We start from the raw sequence: 14,437 nt of genomic DNA, 5'->3' as shown, positions 1-14,437 counted from the left end.
AACCGTTGTTGCCGTCATCACCTTGGTCATTCAACCGGCCTAATCCGGTCAGGACGCCACTCCCGTCGAACCGAACCCGCGTTCGGCGCGATCGGATCCGGGCAGTGTCTCGGCCGGGATGAACCGAGCCTCAACATACCGCTGAATCACCAATTGAGCGATGCGATCGCCCGGATGGAAGACGGCGGTGTGCTTCGGATCGAGGTTGATCAGCGGCACCTTGATTTCGCCACGGTAGCCTGCATCAACGGTGCCAGGCGCGTTGAGCACGGTGACGCCCTGCTTGGCCGCCAGCCCCGAACGCGGGTGCACCAAAGCCACGTAACCCGCAGGCAGGGCGATGGCCACGCCGGTGGGCACCAATGCCCGTTCAAAAGGCTTCAGCGTCACATCGACGGTGGTGATGAGGTCGGCACCGGCATCGCCCGCATGCGCGTACCGGAGCAGGGCCGGGTGTTCGGGGTCGAGGCTTTTGACCAGGACCTCGGTGGATTCGGGCTCGTTGTAGGTCTCGTCGAACGCCATCAGGCGGCGCACTCCTCACACACCGGCTGGCCATCCTCGTCCGTGTAGGCGAGCTGGCTACGATGCTTGACCAGGAAGCACTGCGAGCAGATGAACTCGTCACCCTGCATGGGGATGACGGTCACCGAGGAATCCTCGTTGCTCAAATCGGCGCCCGGCAGTTCGTAGTCTTCGGCGATGGCGTTCTCATCGTCGTCGATGTCGCCCGAGGCGTTCTGCGAGGACTTCCCCAGCGCCTGCAGCGATTCCTCGTCCTCATCCTTATTGCGGGGGGAATCATAATCCTGAGCCATCATGGTCCTTTCGTCGTCTTTGGTTCGTAAGTCGATATATATAGCACGGTCAGCGCCGTACTCGCCCATAGGATACACGATTTGAAATACTCGTAAAGTTCGACACGTGGGGCATACTTAAAAGAAGTAATGTCTTTGCGACGGAAAGTGGTGCGAATATGCCAGATGATCGGCTTGAAAAAGCCCGTTTCGTACGCGTGAGCAAGACGGGGGACCTTGTATTCTCCATTGGCGGCGGGGAAATGGCTGTGAGCGTGGACGACACGCTCGAACGGGCGATTCTTGAGGCCAAGCAGGTCAGAAGCGAGATGCGACAGGCTCCCCAGCCGCATCAGCAGTCCACTTTGCCGATTTCCCAGATACAGTCGCTGATTCGCGCCGGTGCCGATCCGGCCCGTGTCGCGGAGAAGTATCATCTGAGCGAAACGCTGGTACGTCGTTTCTCCATGGCTGTGGAAACCGAGAAACAGTATGCCATCGAACAGTTCCTTGCCGTGGCGGCACCCAAAGACAGCAGGGTGCGCACCATCAGCGAACTGGTGGAACGCACGCTGGCCTCTGCTGGAATCGGCATGGAATCAGTGACCTGGAAATCCACCCGGCGCGGACTTGAGCCTTGGCGCATCGTGGCGATATTCACTTCCGCGGGCCGTGAGATCCATGCCGAATGGACGTGGAATATGCACGACAATTCCGTGATGAGCCTGAACAATGCCGCTCGAAAACTGCTCGGCGAACAGAATCCGGAATCAGCCACGGATTCCAAACTCAAGCCGACGATTCCTGAACTGCCCGGCGACTCCGTACGTTCCGCGCGTATCGAGCGCGCCGTGTCTGCTTGGGCGGCACCTACGCCTTCGATTCCGGCCGCACGGCCTGCCGCGATCCGGCCCTCCGTCACTTCCACAGGTTCCATGCCCCCGGTGGACCTATCCACGTCCATCTCACCGGCCACGAACCAGGCTCATGACGCTACGGCCCCCAGCCCGGTCTCTTCGCAGACCGCCAGCTCTGTTTCGTCATCTGCCGCAGGATTGCAGCAATCGCCTGCCACGGCACCAGAGCAGGGTTCTGACAATATTTCGGACAAGACCATACGGCGTGGCCCCAATGCACAGCTGGTAGCCACCGAGCAGGAGCGGGCGGCCGAATCCGCCGCCACCAAACACGAGGCGCCAGCCAAACCGGCCAAGCGTAAATCAGGACGTTCGGCCGTACCAAGCTGGGACGAGATTCTGTTCGGAGACTGAATTTCCGAATCAGGCCATATCGATCAGGCAGGGAATATCCATTTCCAATGCCGTTTGGGAGCCATGCACGCTCGGCAGGTGGGTGGCTTTGTCTCCTTGCGTACGCGAATCGACGAGGGTCACGGCTCCCGCTGCCTGCACGACCACATCGCCGAGCATCGGCCGGACTCGCTCGCAGACCGGTCCAAACAATCCGTCCGCGATGGCCTCATCCCTGGTCCGCACCAAGGCTCGGTCTTGCAGGTGATCGCGCCATCGGCAAGCTATATCCTCAGGTCGTTCATCCGGCTCGGCATACAGCATCAGCGAGCGCGGCTCTCCCCCGACCAGTGACACGCCTCGGGTGAGCTGCGGTTCAACGGCGATGTCAATCCGCTGGTCCATGTCGGTTTGCACCATGCCGTGGTCGGCCACGATGACGATCAGCGTGCCTTTGGGTGCGCTGCGTTTCAGGAGCGCGAGCTGGGCGTCGATATGTTCGAATGCGGCCACCCAGTGTTCGGAATCCCACCCGTAATTGTGGCCGACTTTGTCGGCGTCACGGATGTACAGGTAGGTCAGGCCGGGGGTGCGTGAGGCGCGTGAGGCGGCCAGCACACGATCACGTGGGGTGACGTTGCCCTGATAGTCGGTGCCTCGCAATGCGGCTTCGGTCAATGGTGATCTGGAGAACTTGGGCAACCCCGAGCTCGTGACGCGCACCTCTTGAGCCGCAAGTTTCTCGAACACCGTCTCCTCGCGCTGCAGGTCGAACGGATCGACCATGGGCGGCGCAGGAATGTGCGGATTGGCTGGTCTGGTTGCCAGCGCGTCTTTGAACTGGATGAGTTGGATGAGCTTATGGCTGGCGGGTTCGAGCTGCGTATAGCCTGCCATTGCGGTCAGTCCCGGGCAGGTTCCGGTACCGAATGCGGCCATGGCCGCCACAGTGGTGCTTGGAGCGCAGGTGGCGACGGGACGCTGATTGGCGCTTTCGTTCATCAGCGAACGCAGATAGGGCGCGTGGCCGAGGCGCATGGCGAGGTTCCAGAAGCCGAGGCCGTCCACGAGCACCACGATGGCCGATTCGGCGTCGGGCAGTCCCAACGCGTGCTGGCAGGCCTTGGGATCGGCGTGGACCTTGGTGGGAGTCGGATGTCCGATGGCGGCGGACAAGGCGGGCAGCACGGCGGACAGGTGCAGCGCTCCCCCACGCCGATCGGCCGGGACGTCATCCCCATAGCCCACAGTGGGCACCAGCCGCAGCAACTCGTCCATATCCGGCGTCTCAACACTCATAGTTGCCCATTCAAGTAGCACCCCTCCCCTTGGCTCAGTGCGCAGAGAACGGTTCTCAATAACAACTGTGCGCTCCAACGCACATAATCAAACAAACGCACATCGACTGAAACACTGGAATCACGCCGTTTTATCGGCAGACATGTGCGATTGGCGCATCGAAACCAGCGCACAATTGGTATCGAGAACCGTTCTCTGCGCACTGTTTCGCGCCCTCCCGCTAATATGGGGGCGTTCGAAAGGGAGTTTCATGGCATCACACCGCAAACCGTCCGCGCAAACCTACGATCCGCGCACGGTCAAGGAGCATATCGTCGAGACGCCGCTGAACGAGGAGATGAGCAAGTCCTTCCTCGAGTATGCGTATTCGGTGATTTACGCACGCGCACTGCCCGATGCGCGCGATGGCTTGAAGCCGGTGCAGCGCCGCATCGTCTACCAGATGGGCGAGATGAACCTGACTCCCGACCGCCCGTATATGAAGTCCGCCCGCGTGGTGGGCGAGGTGATGGGCAAGCTCCACCCGCACGGTGATTCCGCGATCTACGAGGCCATGGTGCGTTTGGCACAGCCGTTCGCGATGCGTCTGCCGCTGGTAGACGGCCACGGCAACTTCGGCTCGCTGGATGACGGCCCTGCGGCCTCCCGTTACACCGAGGCCAGGCTTGGCCCGGCGGCTCTCGGCATGAACGCGGATATCGATGAGGACACCGTCGACTTCACGCCGAACTATGACAACAAGCTCAAGGAACCGACCGTGCTGCCGGCCGCCATCCCAAATCTGCTGGTCAACGGCGGCTCGGGCATCGCCGTGGGCATGGCCACGAACCTGGCCACCCACAATCTGGGCGAGGTGGTAAACGCCGCCAAGTTCCTCATGGCGCATTCGGACGCCACTCTGGAACAACTGATGCGTTACGTGCCCGGCCCCGACTGGCCCACCGGCGGCACGATCATCGGCCGCGACGGCATCCGTGAGGCCTATGCCAACGGCCGTGGTACGATCACCACGCGCGCCGCCACGCATATCGAGCATGTCACGGCCCGCAAGCAGGCCATCGTGGTCACCGAGCTGCCGTACATGGTGGGCCCAGAGAAGGTAATCGAACGTATTTCCGACGGTGTGAAGAACCGCAAGCTGGAGGGGATTTCCGGCGCGTTCGATCTGACCGATCGTCATAACGGCACGCGTATCGTCATCGAAATCAAGACTGGCTTCGACCCGCATGCGGTTCTGGTGCAGTTGTTCAAGCACACACCGTTGCAAGACAACTTCGCCATGAACAACGTGGCGTTGGTGGAGGGCCGCCCGCACACGATGGGTCTGAAGGAGATGCTTCAGGTGTGGGTGGACCACCGCCGTACGGTGATTCGCCGCCGCAGTGAATATCGCAAGAAGAAGGCGCTGGAACGCCTGCACCTGGTCGAGGGCCTGCTGCTGGCCATGCTGGACATCGACGAGGTGATTCAGGTAATCCGCACCTCGGATGATGCGGATGCCGCGAAGAGCCGTTTGATGGTCGTTTTCGATTTGGACGAGGTCCAGGCTCAGTACATCCTCGACCTGCGTCTGCGCCGACTGACCAAGATGAACCGTATCGAGCTTGAGGCCGAACGCGATGATCTGAAGAAGCGTATCGAGGAGCTGACCCGGATCCTGGCCTCCGCCGAGACGCTCGACCAGGTGGTCACCGACGAGATGGACGAAGCGGTCGCCAAGTGGGGCTCGCCGCGCCGTACCGTGCTGCTGGATGCCGACCCGGATGGCACGTTGACGCCGGTCGTGGCGCAGGGTGCCGGGGCTTCGGGCGTGTCCAAGTCCGCGCTCGAAGCGGTGAAGGCCGCCACCACGATTTCCTCCGCCGAAGCCGATGTGGCCGCAGCCGCAGCCGCAGCCAAGAAGACCGGCGAACAGTCCGCGCTGACCGGAGCCTTGAAGATCGAGGACGAGCCGTGCGTGGTGATGATGAGCGCTACCGGTTTGATTGCCCGTACCACGCCAAGCGCGATGGACGTGTTCAATGCACGGTCCGCATCCGATGAACGTCTGCGAGACGATCAGATCACCACAATCTTCGAGACTTCCACGCGCGCCACGTACGGGCTGGTCACGTCGGCCGGCCGCCTGGTGCTCGCGCATGTGGTTGATTTGCCTGCCTTGCCCGCTGCCGCCACATTGTCGCTGAAGGGAGGAGTTCAGGCCGACGAACTGATCGGCATGACCGAATCCACCGATCCGATTCGCGGTGAGCGTGTGATTACGGCGATTGCCATGGAGCAGCCGACGTCCGGCAAGGCCAGTGCCAAGGATGAGAGCGAGGATGGCGGGGCCGCCGAGGCCAAGCCGTTGCCGTCGCTGGCTATCGGTACCCGTAACGGTGTCATCAAGCGTTGGAATCGTGAGGCACCCACCACCATGGATTCCTGGCCCGTCATTGATCTGAAAGATGGCGATGAAGTGGTATTCGCCGCCGTGGCCGAGGATGACGACCGTCTGGTGTTCATCTCCTCCGATTCCTCGCTACTGACCTTTGAGGCGAAGAACGTGCGCCCGCAGGGTCGTACCGCGGGCGGTATGGCCGGCATCAAGCTGGCCGAGGGTGCCCGTGTGGCGGCCTTCAACGTGGTTCCCGCCGGCAAGGTGGCATGGACCTATGAAGAGGGCGAGAACGGCTTGACTTCCGGATCCGGTGCAGTGGTGCTCACCGTGGCCGGCGATTCCGATGCACTGCCCGGCACCGAAAACGGCGCGGCGAAAGTCACTCCGCTGGAAATGTACCCCACCAAGGGTCGTGCTACCGGCGGCGTGCGTTCCCAGCGCTTCCTGAAGGGCCAGAACACGCTGATTCTTGCCTGGGTGGGCCTCTACCCGTTGCACGCCTCCACATCCGCAGGCTCCCCGGTCGAGCTTCCCAAGCCCGATATGCGCCGAGATGGTTCCGGAGTGGACCTCGCCTCCCCCATCGCCTTCATTGCGTAACCTCAATTAAGCTCCCTCTGATGGGCCGAGCCGTAAAGCAAACACCCCCAGTGGGGTGTTTGTAGGCGAGGAGCGAACGATAGTGAGCCAAACACATAGAGAAGAGACCCTAAACCCGACCTACACTAAGCATCAAGGAGGTGGCGATGAGACTACTGGTTGCCGTATCCAATGAACCGTTGGCCCGCGCCATTCGTGGTGCGCTGCTTGCCTGTCGTCATGAGGTGTCCTTGGCAAGCACCGGCAGTATCGCGCTCGCCGCGGTCACCAAGGAGCTATTTGACGCAGTGATTCTCGATGAATCCCTGCTCGGCATCTCCACCGAGCAACTCATCGAATCCCTTCACAATGCCCGTGCCTCCGTCAAGATTCTGCTGCTGACTTCGACGCCACTCAGCAAAACCATTGGCGAAGGCAGCCGCTGGCGAGCGCTGCCTGACGAGTACGCCCCTATCGAAGAGACGCCCTACAGCTCCTTCAGCGCGGATTCACGCGCAAACAACTCAGATGCCGAAGCCGAACAACGCTCGGACAATGCCGCCGCTAGCGCACAAGCTAACGTACGACGCCCGGATGCCGCGCTGAGCAAACCATTCTCCGATGGCGAACTGCTCTCATACGTCGGCTCGCTTGCCACCGACTCCCCCGCCATGATCATTCGTGGCAATCTCACGTTGGACACCACGAATCACAAGGCCTACTACGCATCCACGCACAGCGCAATCTCACTGTCCCGTCTGGAATACAGTTTGCTTGAAGCACTGGTCAAGGCTGATGGCCAGTTTGTCAACACCAGCGAATTGGTCAAGCTCGTCGGTGGCCCATTCTTCGAGCAACAAGGGCTCCTCAGGAACGCCCTCTACACACTGGATAAGAAGCTCACCCGCGCCGGCCTCATCATGACCCAACGCGGCTCCAACTACCGCATTCGATAGCTGGGCTCAATCAGTACAGCCGCATGCCTCGGGGAACGGGGGTGAAGCCGGACTGGTGGAGGATACGGGCGAAGGGGTGACGCGCGTTGAGGGGTTCGCCATTGATGTCGCTGAACGTCACGGAACCGGTGCCATTGCGTTTGAGGGCGTAGGCCAGTTCTGTGGCGGCTTTGCGCATCTGTTCGTCGGAATCGTTGGCAGCGGGTTCATGGTCGACCGATTGATCGAACGCCGTCAGGTGCTTGGCTTTGGCAGCCGCGTATAGTAGCGTGCCTTGCGCATTGAGCACGACCATGGCTCCGATACGGCGTGCCGGTTTACCCGCACCGGCAGGCGCGTCCGGCCACGCGATGGCGGAGCCACTGAGATTTGCGGGGTCGAGCACACTCAATGCCACCACGGACTGGCCGCGATGCTCTGACGGATGACGCAACGCATCCACGGTGTCGTGCTCGGCAAATTGGGCCGCACCGAAACCACGGACGAACATGCCTCGTACCAGTCGACCATGCTCCTCCATGCGCTTCAATACCGGATACAACGCTGAGTAGCCACCCGGAATATTATCCTTGTCAATCACCGGCTGCGCGATGACGCCATACCTGTCCAGCAACGTCTCGACCAGTGCGAGTGCCCGTTCGGTCTGGTCAGTGTCTTCGGCTTCAGCTTGCCCGATCACGGCAGACCACAAACCTCCTAACGTCATATCCGTCGTGGCTCGGCGAATCGGAGCGACACGCCCACGACGACGTGATGTAGTGGATTTACGCGGGCTTGCTGCGCCTGCGGTTAATGCACGCACCGGCGCGAAGCTGGAATTGGTGACCTTACCTTGCCAGACCAAGCTCCACAAGGCATCCTTGAACTGCTGTTCGCTCCACTCTTGCGGAATGATTTCGCCGGTGTTTGGATTGATGTCCGGCTCCGCGGCCTCATTCCACACACGTTTGGCGGCATCCATCAGTTGACGGGCATGGAACGCTCCCCCTGAGTCCAGTGCGGCCAGAATCGCTTCCGGCATGGTGGCGTCTGAGGCGTTCGATGTCGTACCATGTTCCACATCGCTGAGCAATATTGAATCCGCCGGATAGAAAGCAACCTCACCGGGGTCCATCGCACTGGTTCCCCCGGTTTTTGAGCCGACCCAGACCACATCGCCGCTGGTCAGCAACTCATCCAGCAATGCAGGTTGGTAGTCTCGTACTCGTGCGGGGAATACCGCCGACTCCCAGAGTGCAGTGGGCAGTGATATGCCCTCCAGCTGCTCGATAACGCGCATGAGCCCGTCAGCACCTTCATATCGTTCGCCGCCGACCGGCCCGATACCTTGTCGGTCGATAAGAAACATCTGGAACGCCTCTGGTTCTACTGGCTTGACTGCTTTACGCGCCTTGGCCAATGAGCGAGACCGAATGCGGCGGAATACGTCCTTATGGAGCCACTGTTGGCCTTGCTCGTCATCATCTACAAAGTGGCCTTGCAGCAACTCGCCTTTGGCAGCCAGCACATCCAGAGTGTGCACGGCATCCGTAGCATCGAGGTGTAGGTCGGCTATGAGCTGATCGGCGGTGAAAGGACCATGGGTTTTGGCGTAACGGGTCACGCGACCAGTCACATCATCGTCGGCAAGTTCATTCCAGAAAGTGCGCTCCCCCAGTTCCTGTTCGACTTCGCGAATCACGTCCGGATTCAGCACTTGTGCCATGTCGGTGGTGCCGAGCAAGCGTTCGAGCACGTGCGGATCGAGAGACAACAGTCGCGCGCTGCGCTCGGCCTGAGGTTGGTCATACTGGTACATCACCACGCCGACGAAGCCAAAGAGAATGTTCTCGGCGAAAGGCGATGGCGATTCGGTCTCCACGTCCTTCACGGTAATGATGCCGGATTGCAATCCGGTCATCACCTCGTTCAGGGCAGGCATGTCGTATACGTCTTGCAAACATTCGCGCGCAGTTTCCAGCAGCAGCGGGAAGTTCTTGGCCATGCGTGCGGATTGCAGGAGCTGTGCGGCGCGCAGTCGCTGCTGCCATAGGGGCACGCGACGGCCCGGGTCGGATCGCGGCATGAACAGTGATCGGGTGGCGCATTCGCGGAATCGTGCGGCGAATAGCACGGACTCGCCCACTTGACGTTCTACATCTGCTTTGAGGTCTTCTGGGTCGAAAAGGAACAGGTCTTGAACAGGAATATGTCCATCACCGTCCGGTAGCTGAATGACGATACCGTCATCGGCGGCATATACCTGCCCATCAAAACCGTAGCGTTGGCGCAGTCTGCGGCTGATGGCCATGGACCACGGTTCGTGAACGCGGCGGCCAAAGGGGCTTAACAGCACGATGCGCCATCCGCCGTCTTCATCGCGGGTCCGTTCCACGATGAGGGTTTGGTCGCTGGGAACTGTGCCGGTGATGGCTTGTTGCTCGGAGAGCAGGCGGGCCAGGTTGGTGATGGCATTGGGGTCTAGGCCATCTCGGTGGAGGCGAGTGAGGATTGTTGGGATGAAGGTTGGGACAGCTGGACCTTCTGCGGCAGACCTCCCCTCAGTCCGCTTCACGTCTAATCCGGCGGCGATTTCTCGGGTGAAGCGGGCTATGGTACGGCTGAAACCGTAGTCACGGCCAGCGCCTTCACCGTGCCAGAACGGCAGACGGGCGGTGCGGCCCGGAGCCGGAGTCACGACCACACGATCACGGGTGATCTCCTGAATCTGCCATGTGGAGGTGCCGAGCGTAATGACATCGCCCACGCGCGATTCGTAGACCATCTCCTCATCCAACTCGCCGACGCGACGCTGGCCTTTGCCGGCGTCCGCCTCAGGCAGGACCACGGTGTACAGCCCTCGATCGGGAATCGTACCGCCAGAGGTAACGGCCACTTTCTGCGAACCGGGACGGGCGGAAATCAGGCCATTATCCTGATTCCATACCAGTCGCGGCCGGAAGGCCGAGAATTCCTCGCTGTTGTATTCGCCGGACATCATGCCGATTACGGCATCGAACATGTCACGTGGCAGTTCGGCAAACGGCGCAGCACGGAGCACCGTGGCATACCAGTCATCAGCGTTCAAATCGTGCATCGAGGCAGCGGCCACGGTCTGCTGGGCGAGAATATCGAGCGGATTGCGCGGCACGGCCAATGGTTCTATATCGCCGGCAATCATGGCTTCCAGACTTGCGGCCCCAGTGACAATCTGCTGACGGGTGAGCGGGTAGAACAATGCGTGAGAGACGCCACCGACCTGATGATCGGCACGACCTACACGCTGCAATCCGGAGGAGACCGACAACGGTGTATCGACTTGAATCATCAGGTCGACCGAGCCCATATCAATGCCTAGCTCCAAACTGGAGGTGGCCACCACGCAGCGCAATTCACCACGCTTGAGCCGTTCCTCAATCATTTTGCGACGGTCTTTGGAGACCGACCCATGATGAGCCATGGCGATGACATCATCGCCCTCATGCGAGCCGACAAGCATGGTGGTGGAACCGACCACAGCATCGTAATGTGTGGAGAACCCTTCGCGGCCTTCCGGAGAGCCCGGATCCCGCACAGTGTCGGGATTGGTGCCATGCCGGGTCTGCGCATAGAGATCATTGAGGCGCGCGGTGAGCTTTTCGGCCACACCACGCGAATTGACGAACACCAATGTGGTGCGGTGCGCGAGAATCTCATCCAAAATGCTGCGTTCCACCACGGGCCAGATGGAACCGGAGGTACGGTCGCCCGCCGCTCCAACCAACGCGGAGGAATCGAACGCATCACTCGCATCAGAATCGTCCCCAGAAGTGGAAGAAACATCTCTATCATCCACCGGCACAATGCCCCTGCGTTCGGCAAGTCGCTGCATGGCCGGCGTGACACCGCTGATATGCGGAGCGGACCGTTCAGCCTCCACGCCACCGACACGCTGCTTGGCATTCACGGACTGCAAATCACGCATGTTTTCCAACGGCTCAATCATGCGCAGATCCATTGCAGGCCGCCCACCGGGATTCACGATGGTAACCGGTTGTCCGCCGCCCAGGAATCGCGCCGCCTCTTCAGGCGGATTCACCGTAGCGGATAGACCAATGCGCTGCATATGAAGGTCACTGAGGCCAGCATCGATGGCGGTATCACTGCCCTCATCAGCATCCGCATCGATTGCATCTCGCTTGCGCGATTCCGCGACAAGGTTCTCCAGCCGTTCCAGACTTACCGCCAGATGTGCGCCGCGCTTGGTGCCCGCCACTGCATGAATCTCATCGACGATCACCGTATCGACAGTGCCGAGAATCCGCCCTGCTTTCGAAGTGAGCAACAAGTACAACGATTCTGGCGTGGTAACGAGGATATCCGGTGGATGGGAGGCTATGCGCCGCCGCTCCTGTGCGGTGGTGTCGCCTGAACGAGTGGCGACCGCGATCTTCGGCACGGGCAGCCCTTGCGCCTCGCATTGTGCGGCAATGCCCTCCAAAGGCTGTTCTAGGTTCTTGGCCACATCGACCGCGAGCGCCTTTAACGGCGAGATATACAGCACACGCACACCGGCACGCCGCGTACGTGGCACGGTCATCAATCGGTCGATGGCCGAGAGAAACGCGGCCAATGTTTTGCCGGAGCCGGTAGGGGCGATGACCAAGACATTACGACCGGAATGGATTGCCGGCCATGCTTGAGCCTGTGCCTCGGTCGGCTGACCGAAGGCATGCTCGAACCACACCTTGGTGGGTTCGGAAAACAGGCTCAGGCTTTCGTACATATGTACGATTATAGGTCAGCTGAAGTAGGCGATGACTTCTTCGGCAGTGCCGTAGGCGCTTTGGGCACCAAGCTTGGTGGCCGCATAGGCGGAGACATAGGAGCCGATTTGCGCGGATTGCAGCAGCGTATGACCAGCGGCCAAGCCAGCCAGCACGGTCCCCATGAACGAGTCGCCGCAACCGGTGGTGTCCACCGCATTGACTTTCGCGGCGGATACGCGATGCCAACGTCCGTTCTCGATCACCACCGACCCCGACGCACCAAGCGTCACTATCGCCCGGTCGAATCCGTAATCGGTGAATCGTTCGGCGACCTCATACCAGTCGAGTGATTCCACATCGCCGTCCGGTAGACCCAGCAGTTGAGCCACTTCATGCTGGTTGACCAGCAGAATATCCGTGGCTTCCACCAGTTCGTGAGGCAGCTCGTCCATAAATGGCGAGTCGTTGAGCAGCACGGTCACGCCAGCGTCATGCGCGGTCTGCGCGGCGGCGATAACGGTGGAAATCGGGCTCTCCAAACACAGTCCCAATACCGCGCATTCGGCGATGGTCGTGCGATGTGATTGCACATAGCTGGCACTTGCCTTGGCATTGGAACCCGGCGAATAGACGATGGTGTTCTCGCCCTCAGCGCTCACGGTGATTACCGTGGTGCCGCTGGGGCCTTCAACGTGCAGGATATCGGCGGTGTCGACGCCGGCCTCATCCAGCTTGCCTAATAGGAAGTCCGCGTTGGAGTCCTCGCCCACCGCGCCCAGCAACTGGACATTGACACCGAGACGAGCGGCGGCAGACGCCTGATTCGCGCCCTTGCCGCCCGGCAGCACTTTCATGGCACCACCATTGACGGTTTCACCTGGCTTGGGCAGTCGTTTAGTGGTCACGGTGTAATCGGCGTTCATCGAGCCGACCACGATTACCGAACCCGGCGCATCCTTCAGCGCTTCCAATCGTTCCCGTACGGGCTCGGGCATCTGTTTATGTTCTTCTTCACTTATCACCATGGGCTCCAAGCATAGTAGGCGGCGGGCCCAATTGCGCCGCATATGATCAGCCGCGCAACGTGCGAAGACGCTCGTGCATGGCCACCATCAGCACCAAGAGCACCAGCAAATACCACGGGTAGAGACTGATTGTCACATATTGCGCGATGATGCCGAACAGTGGCGGCATGAGCAGTGAGCCCACATAGGCGCAGGCCATCTGCACGCCGACGATGGCCTGCGATTTGTCTTCGCCGAAGTAGGCCGGAGTCGAGTGGATGACGCACGGATAAATCGGCGCGCACCCGAAGCCGATGACCACCAGCCCAACGACCACGCCAAGGTGGTGAGGCAATGGCACGAACATGGTGAGTATGCCGGCGAGCACCAGCACTTGGCCGAGGCGAATCATGACCGGGTCCTTGAATCGCATGGTCAGGAAACCGGAAAGCGCACGACCCACAGTGATGCCTACGTAGAATAGACCGGCCCAGCTGGCGGCGGTGATCTTGTCGATGCCACCGTGCATCACCATATAGCTGGAGGCCCACAGGCCCGCCGTGGATTCGATGGCGCAGTAGCAGAAGAACATCACAAGGATTTCCTTGGCACCGCGAATGGCGAGCACGCCGGCCACGCCGAGCGGTTTGCGTTCGGCAACAGACACCCCTTCAGCATTACCAGATCCCTCGGCATTGCCATCAGATGATGCGGCACCATCGGTCGATTCGCCGGCCGCAGTTGCGCCACGCTTCTTCCACAGCGGCAGGCTCAGCACCAGAATGACGGTCAGCATCACCTGCAGAATCGCGATGTACCGATAGCCCCACGGCCAGCCTTGGCCTCGAGAGAGCGCATAGCCCATGATATAGGGGCCGACCGATGCGCCGACGCCCCACATGCAGTGCAGCCAGCTCATATGCCGGCTTTCGTAGTGAATGGCTACGTAGTTATTGAGCGCCGCATCCACACCGCCCGCGCCAAGGCCGTACGGTATGGCGATGGCCAACAGCACCCAGTAATTCGGGGCAATGGAGAAACCGGCCAAGGCCGCCGCAGTCAACGCCACCGAAACGGCGGTGACCTTACCGGCCCCGAATTTCAATGTCATTCGGTCCGAAAGCAGCGCCGAAACAATCGTGAACATGGAAATCACTGCGGAGATGCCGCCAGCCCACGCCACCGGCACGTTCAGATTCTGGCTCATGGTGGGCCATGCGGACCCGAGTAGCGAATCCGGCAACCCCAGACTGATAAACGCCACATAGATGACGGCAAGCAACAGACTGGCCATGTTCCACCTCCCATTCACAGTGCGGCACCGGTTGTGATAACGATGTCATCAGTCTATCGAATAACTCATGGGCAACACGCATAAAACATATGACAACGTGCTCACCTCAAACGCCAATTACGGAAATTCTCGGTAAGCACGATGTCATTAT

At 60.5% G+C, this 14,437-nt stretch carries 9 protein-coding genes; 3 read left to right on the top strand and 6 right to left on the bottom strand.

Annotation, left to right across the window (positions count from 1 at the left end):
- Nucleotides 1–48: 48 nt before the first annotated feature.
- Both dut and FYJ31_RS02550 read right to left on the bottom strand, forming a co-directional pair.
- Entirely contained in the window at nucleotides 49–525 is a 477-nt protein-coding gene (dut, locus tag FYJ31_RS02555) for a dUTP diphosphatase (RefSeq protein ID WP_012577334.1), read from the bottom strand.
- Nucleotides 525–818 (bottom strand): DUF4193 domain-containing protein, encoded by a 294-nt coding sequence (locus FYJ31_RS02550; RefSeq protein WP_032745175.1) that lies wholly within the window; start codon nucleotides 816–818, stop codon nucleotides 525–527. The genes dut and FYJ31_RS02550 overlap by 1 nt, the downstream gene beginning before the upstream one ends.
- A gap of 158 nt (nucleotides 819–976) precedes the next feature.
- Between FYJ31_RS02550 and sepH the strand changes: the two genes are divergently transcribed.
- Nucleotides 977–2,068, top strand: a complete 1,092-nt coding sequence (gene sepH / locus FYJ31_RS02545; protein ID WP_154535895.1) for a septation protein SepH — start codon at nucleotides 977–979, stop codon at nucleotides 2,066–2,068.
- 9 nt (nucleotides 2,069–2,077) lie between these two features.
- Here sepH and FYJ31_RS02540 read toward each other — a convergent pair whose 3' ends face one another.
- Nucleotides 2,078–3,346 (bottom strand): alkaline phosphatase family protein, encoded by a 1,269-nt coding sequence (locus FYJ31_RS02540; protein ID WP_154535894.1) that lies wholly within the window; start codon nucleotides 3,344–3,346, stop codon nucleotides 2,078–2,080.
- 250 nt (nucleotides 3,347–3,596) lie between these two features.
- Between FYJ31_RS02540 and FYJ31_RS02535 the strand changes: the two genes are divergently transcribed.
- Nucleotides 3,597–6,326 carry a DNA gyrase/topoisomerase IV subunit A gene (locus tag FYJ31_RS02535; RefSeq protein ID WP_154535893.1) on the top strand — a complete coding sequence of 910 codons (2,730 nt, stop codon included), beginning with the start codon at nucleotides 3,597–3,599 and terminating at the stop codon, nucleotides 6,324–6,326.
- Nucleotides 6,327–6,472: 146 nt separating this feature from the next.
- Nucleotides 6,473–7,261: a response regulator transcription factor gene (locus tag FYJ31_RS02530; RefSeq protein WP_154535892.1), complete on the top strand. Its 789-nt coding sequence runs from the start codon at nucleotides 6,473–6,475 to the stop codon at nucleotides 7,259–7,261.
- A 10-nt stretch (nucleotides 7,262–7,271) separates the two neighbouring features.
- Here the strand turns inward: FYJ31_RS02530 and FYJ31_RS02525 are convergent, their stop codons facing one another.
- Genes FYJ31_RS02525 through FYJ31_RS02515 form a run of 3 tightly spaced genes read right to left on the bottom strand, consistent with a single transcriptional unit; the run spans nucleotide 7,272 to nucleotide 14,286 of the window.
- On the bottom strand, nucleotides 7,272–12,005 hold the full coding sequence (locus FYJ31_RS02525) for a DEAD/DEAH box helicase (protein WP_154535891.1): 4,734 nt from the start codon (nucleotides 12,003–12,005) through the stop codon (nucleotides 7,272–7,274).
- 15 nt (nucleotides 12,006–12,020) lie between these two features.
- Complete coding sequence (locus FYJ31_RS02520; RefSeq protein WP_195839416.1) at nucleotides 12,021–13,013, bottom strand: ribokinase; 993 nt, start codon at nucleotides 13,011–13,013, stop codon at nucleotides 12,021–12,023.
- Between the two features lie 46 nt (nucleotides 13,014–13,059).
- The gene (locus FYJ31_RS02515) at nucleotides 13,060–14,286 is read right to left on the bottom strand and encodes an MFS transporter (protein WP_195839415.1); all 1,227 of its coding nucleotides are present in this window, start codon (nucleotides 14,284–14,286) and stop codon (nucleotides 13,060–13,062) included.
- Nucleotides 14,287–14,437 lie beyond the last annotated feature (151 nt).

It is taken from the genome of Bifidobacterium sp. WCA-178-WT-4B, from assembly GCF_009696495.1.
Lineage (GTDB): Bacteria > Actinomycetota > Actinomycetes > Actinomycetales > Bifidobacteriaceae > Bifidobacterium > Bifidobacterium infantis.
The sequence above is the reverse complement of the archived record's forward strand: the minus strand, read 5'-3'. Positions and strand labels throughout refer to the sequence as shown.